The organism is Acinetobacter sp. GFQ9D191M (assembly GCF_011174875.1).
Taxonomy (GTDB): Bacteria; Pseudomonadota; Gammaproteobacteria; order Pseudomonadales; family Moraxellaceae; genus Acinetobacter.
This window is the reverse complement of the sequence record NZ_JAALGV010000030.1, coordinates 1-4671: the sequence shown is the minus strand read 5'-3', so window position 1 is coordinate 4671 and position 4671 is coordinate 1. Positions and strand designations below refer to the sequence as shown.

The window sequence follows — 4671 nt, the reverse complement described above, 5'->3', positions numbered from 1 at the left end:
GTTAAAAAAAAGCGGAAAGTGCAAGCCTAAATCAGATAATAGCCCCGTCAGGGGTTTTTTATTTTCGTAATTAAATTTTTAAAAAACTCTTATGAACGGAGTTAGCAACGGTTGTGGGCAAAGACAAAACCTGTGCATCAAATCTGTGTGCAACTCAACGTATAAATCTATGATTTATGCGGAGTTGTGCATAGTGTTTGTGCATAGATCAGTTTTGGCGATGCGAAGCATTGTCCATCAATCTTGCAACGACCAGATAATTACAGATAGCCTTTGTTTCGTGTCACAACATTCGTGCCGAATATTGTGAGCACTGAAACAAGATGCTATTGTAATTAAGCAAGCCTACCCTGTAGCCACAAAAACACCTCCACTACGTGTAGGATGTTTGTTGCGCCACAGGAGACTTGTTAGGGGTTTCACCCCTAAGACCCCAACCATTGCGAATCCAATTTAGGGAAATGTCATGGCAAAGAAAGAATTAAAAACTGAAGTTAAACGACTACGTTTAACGGAACTAGAAGCCAAACAACTAGAAAAATATTTAGATGACCATGACCTAAACTTTAGTGAGTTTGTGAATGCTTTGATTGGTCAAAAAATTATGTCTGAATTTCCGACTGTTTTGGCTGAGCCTTTGGACGCTACAACCGACAGCAAAAAATCAAAATCAAAAATAGTTCGGCAACCGCCAAAGACAGACCCAGCTTTATTATTTCAGATCGGCAAAATTGGCAACAACTTGAACCAAGTTGCAAGGTCGTTAAACCTAATTCAAAAGGATAAAAAATTAATAAATGACTTTTCCTTTTTTGAATGCTTACACACGCTAAGCCTTATACAGTCAGACATACACGAAGTTATAGGCGATTTACCAAAGATCACACGTACAGAAGAAGCAGTCAGCCGAGCAAGGGAAAGAGCATTAAAAAAATCGAGAGTTGAAGTCCTAGATGTACATTAAATTTTTGGCACATGGCAAAGGTGACCCATCAAAAGCAAGCAGTTATTTAGTTGATGAGGTTGACCATCTCAACCGCCCACGTCCTGATATTCAAGTTTTGCGAGGAGATCCGCAGACATTTACCGCTTTAGCACAATCAATTCAAAATGATTGGATCTATACAAGTGGTGTGATTGCTTGGTCAAAGTCAGATAATCCAACAGATGCAGAAATTAGTGAAGTATTAGATGAATTTGAAAAACATGCTTTTGCAGGATTACAGCCAAACCAATACCACTTTACTGCAGTGCTGCATGAAGAAGATGACGGCTCCAAGCATGTACATTTTCTTGTGCCACGCATTGAATTAGAAACAGGTAAGGCACTCAACATTGCGCCCCCAGGTCATGAAAAGTATTTCGACCCTCTCCGGGACTACTTTAATTATTCCAAAGGATGGTCCCGACCTGATGACCCGACTTTACAGCGTGATACACAAACCCCTGATCATGTTCATTTTCAAGATAAATCAGCAGTCCGAGCAGGTTTAAAAAATCAGACTGTAAAAGATATTCGTGAAATCGTTGGAAGCTATATAGAACAACGTATTGAGCATGGTTTTATCAGAAATAGAAAAGACGTTTTAGATGCTGTTTCAGAGTTGGGAACAGTGACTCGAACAAGTGATCAATTCATTTCATTAAAAATTGATGGTGCAGATAAGGCGATACGCTTAAAAGGTGCATTTTATGAGTCAGAATTTAGTATCGAATCTTACTTTGAGAATCGAACAAGAGAAGCAGATGATGTCAGCACACCAAGCGGACATCGAGTTATTTCAGCAGAACACAAGCAACTTGCTTTGGAAAACAGTGAAAGAGTTCAGGGACTTTCAGCAAGACGTTCAAAATACAACGCAGACCGCTACTTCTCACTTGGTACAGACACAGCAGAATTTTGGCTTGATCGAGACAGAGAGCCTGAATTTACTAAACACATTGAAAGAACAAGTACAGCAGAGCCAAGCATTACAACAACAGGCACAACAGCTAATCATTTCAACGCAGGACAACAGCACACAGCAGAACGAGCAGATCAAGCAGATCAAATACATGCTGATAGCTGTAATTTCTCTATTAATCCTTTTGCTTTTAGCAGTTCTGGTGAAGTAAATGAACGAATTAAAAACCTTGATGAGCCAACAAGTAGACTTATTGAAGAATCAAATCGAAGAACAGAACAAATCACTGAAACTGTCAGAGAAGTACACGAAGCAATTAATCGAACAAAACGAGCTTTTGATTCAAGAGAACCAAGTCAAATCAGAGTTAATTTCGACTCTGAAAGAGCAGATAGTAAATATCAAATTGACGAAACCATCAGACGATTTTTTAAAGACGTTCGAATCCAACATGAATCAGCATTTACAAATGCAATTGAAGAAAGTGTTAGATCAATCGAACCTACAGCATACGGTCAATCAAGTTATTCAGAACAAAATCAGTCCATTACAGCAACAACTTTCGGAACAGATATTGAAACTTTCATCACTGAATACAGCATCAAACAAAGGGATGAACGTAGACGAGCTGTACAACAAGATACAGAGCTTAGAAGAATCAATCAGCAACTTGGGGAAACAGATAGAAAACTTAATGTAATTAGTAGGTTACTTGATCATCCAAAATTTGCAATCCGTCCAAAATCAAGTGTTGAAATGACAGACTATTTCAAAAGTATTGGCTATCGTTCACCAACTGCTAAAAATATTCATTTTTGGTCTGAAAAACAGCATGAATCCTTTAGAAAAGGAGATATAAACCAAGTCGCTTATTATATTGGCTGTAAATACAATGAATTGAGCCATTTTAGTCGGTATGAAAAAGGTTTAAATCGAGATGAAATTGATCTTGTTGAAAAGAATGTACGCAATGATGAGCGCATAATTGCTTATATGCAGAAAAAAGGCTGCTATTTGGATTATGACCGCAAAGTTAGTGTTAATCGGACTCTAAAACTAGAGAAAGGCGAGAATGAAAGTCGTTTAAAGCATCTTAATCAAAGAGAAAATACAGTACAGCCGATAGTTCAGGTGAAACCTGAACCTAAAGCACTTGATCAAGATCAAGACAACGGATTAACAATGTAATGGGATACTTTATTTTTCTGCGTAGCAATGTTCTACATTGCTGTACTCGAAAAAAAAGCATCTCTAAATCACTGTTTTTTCTGCAGTATGCTTTTAGAAGAAAGAGTGGTACATTTTCTATAGACGAAAAAAAACAGGACGGCAATCCTGTTTTTCTTCGGAATTTTTAATTTAAATGCTTGAAAACACTAAAAATTAAAACACCTGAAACTTGGTTTAATTTTAGCAGTGTTTGCGAGCTTTGCAAGCGGAAACTGTTATAAGTGAATAAAACACAGCCACAATTGGAATTATTTCCAAGTTTTATTGGTAATTTACCAACAAAACCATACTGCACAAATGACCTTGCCACAGGTTTAAAAATCCGTCCTAAAAATTCGGCTATTTCATTCAAATATATACAGCCCAATAGCCCTTTTTATCAGCATTACTTTGTTCTTGATCTCGACTATGAATCGGCATTGAGTGAAATTTTATATTCACTTGATGGCATACCAATGCCAAATTTTGTTGCTGAAACTCCCAATAGTGGACGATTACACGCATTTTTTGAGCTAAAAACACCGATTTATACAACAGATGCAAGTAGACAGAAGCCAATAATGCTCGCAAATGCCGTTTATTTGCGTTTACAGCAACTTTTTGGTGCTGACTTGGGATATTCAGGCTTAATCAGTAAAAACCCGATACATGAGCAATGGCGCACGTATAGCCTTAGAAAAAAACCTTATACGCTGACGGAACTATCTTCAAAATTAGATATTGATTGGCAAGAAGCAAAAAAACCACCTAAACAGCATGAAGCCATTGGACTTGGACGTAATTGCTACATTTTCCATACTGCAAGATTTTGGGCGTATAAAGCGGTCAGAGAATACAGAGGAAAAACATATAACAACTGGTTACAGGCAGTTATAGACCACTGCTTAAAGCTCAATGAGGGCATTACAGAGCCGATGCAGTACAACGAGATCAAAGGAATTGCAAAGAGTATAAGCCGTTACTGCTGGAAGAAAGATGCATATCATTACCAAGAATTTATACAGCGTCAGGCATACAAAGGGGCATTAGGAGGAAAAAAAGGGTGTTCTTCTAATGGTGGTAAGGCTAGGGCAGCAACTTATAGCGATAAAAAATTGAAAGCAAGGGCTATGAAAGAAAATGGAAAAAGTAATAGAGAGATAGCTTTATCTTTAAATATAACAACTCGTACTTTAAGAAATTGGTTTAAAAGTAATGAATAAAACAGATCAAGAAAGTTTTAATAACTTAATGTATGAGCTATCTAGCTATTACGCTAATTACGCAATTTTAAGTGCTGTAGTAGCGTATTTAGGTATATTGGAAAAAACCAAAGAAGCCTACTCATTTAGTTCCATATTTTTATGGATTGGAATAATGAGTATATGTATATTTGGATATTTCTTATCCTCTGGATTACATCAAACGATACAGAAAGCTTATCACGTACTAATTAGAGCTGAGGGTAGGAATAAATATCAAGTCAGATTTATATGCCTTTGTTTTTATATCGTGTGGTTCTTTATAGTAGTAATGCCATTTTCATTTATTTTGAATA

At 36.9% G+C, this 4671-nt stretch carries 4 protein-coding genes; all 4 read left to right on the top strand.

Features of this window, described 5'->3' with window-relative positions:
* Positions 1-466: 466 nt before the first annotated feature.
* Positions 467-964, top strand: a complete 498-nt coding sequence (gene mobC, locus G5T77_RS06130) for a plasmid mobilization relaxosome protein MobC (protein ID WP_166135840.1) — start codon at positions 467-469, stop codon at positions 962-964.
* Positions 954-3092 carry a relaxase/mobilization nuclease domain-containing protein gene (locus tag G5T77_RS06125; protein WP_166135837.1) on the top strand — a complete coding sequence of 713 codons (2139 nt, stop codon included), beginning with the start codon at positions 954-956 and terminating at the stop codon, positions 3090-3092. Before mobC ends, G5T77_RS06125 begins: the two co-directional genes overlap by 11 nt.
* A 263-nt stretch (positions 3093-3355) precedes the next feature.
* Complete coding sequence (locus G5T77_RS06120) at positions 3356-4336, top strand: replication initiation protein (protein WP_166135834.1); 981 nt, start codon at positions 3356-3358, stop codon at positions 4334-4336.
* Positions 4329-4671, top strand: a 343-nt coding sequence (locus tag G5T77_RS17065) for a hypothetical protein (RefSeq protein WP_216072702.1), incomplete at its 3' end; no start/stop codon positions are given. The genes G5T77_RS06120 and G5T77_RS17065, both read left to right, overlap by 8 nt.